Source organism: Streptomyces sp. MB09-01, assembly GCF_033794505.1.
Taxonomy (GTDB): Bacteria; Actinomycetota; Actinomycetes; order Streptomycetales; family Streptomycetaceae; genus Streptomyces.
In genome coordinates this window covers 1-996 of record NZ_JARAYQ010000581.1, presented here as the reverse complement: position 1 = coordinate 996, position 996 = coordinate 1, and the positions used below count along the sequence as shown (strand labels likewise).

The window sequence follows — 996 nt, the reverse complement described above, 5'->3', positions numbered from 1 at the left end:
GAACTGGAACGGGCTGGGCGGGTCACCGGGCCTCCGCCGCGTCGAGGGCCGCCGCGACCTGGCTCACCGTGAGCCAGTGACCCGGGGCCAGGATCTTCGCCACCTGCGGCGCGAAGGCGGGCGAGGAGACGACGACCTCGGCGGTCGGGCCGTCCGCGACGACCTCACCGCCGGCCAGGATCACCACGCGGTGGGCCAGCTCGGCGGCGAGCTCCACGTCGTGGGTGGCCAGGACGATGGCGTGGCCGTCGGCGGCCAGGCCGCGGAGGATCTCGATCAGGCGGACCTTGGCGGCGTAGTCCAGGCCCCGGGTGGGCTCGTCCAGGAGCAGCAGGGCCGGGCGGCCGGTGAGGACGAGCGCCAGGGCCAGGGCCAGGCGCTGGCCCTCGGAGAGATCCCGGGGGTGGATGTCGTCGGGGACGTCCGGAAGCAGCGCCGACACCAGATCCCGGCACGTGCCGGGGGCCGCGCCGGCGTCGGAGTCGGCGGCGGCGCACTCGGCGGCGACGGTGTCGGCGTAGAGGAGGTCGCGTGGCTCCTGCGGGACGAGGCCGACGCGGCGCACCATGTCGGGCGGCGGCGTGCGGTGGGGAGTCCGGCCGCCGACGGTCACCTCGCCGGTGGTGGGGGCGAGCGTGCCGACGAGGGTGGCGAGGAGGGTGGACTTGCCGGCGCCGTTGCGGCCCATGAGGGCGATGGTCTCGCCCGCCGCCACCGTGAGGTCGATGCCGCGGAGCACGTCCGTGCGGGCGCGGCGGACGCCGAGGTTGCGGGTGTGGGCCGGCGCCCCTGCCGGTGCCCCTGCCGGGGTGGGGGCGGGGGTCGGGCCCGGCGTGCTCCGGCGGAGCAGACGCGAGAACAGCCCGGCCGCGCCGCCGCCGGGGCTCCGCCCCGCACCCCGTGCCTCGAACGCCGGCGGGGCTGGATGTGGCCGGCGTTGAGGCTGCAAGCGCCCGGAGGGCCGGATCGCGCGGAGCGCGGTTTCAGCCCCTGCAG

The 996-nt window shown here is 77.7% G+C and carries 1 protein-coding gene; it reads right to left on the bottom strand.

Going from position 1 to position 996, the window contains the following annotated elements; translation table 11 throughout:
* Positions 1-22: 22 nt before the first annotated feature.
* Positions 23-996, bottom strand: a 974-nt coding sequence (locus tag PV721_RS43570) for an ATP-binding cassette domain-containing protein (protein WP_319734442.1), incomplete at its 5' end; no start/stop codon positions are given.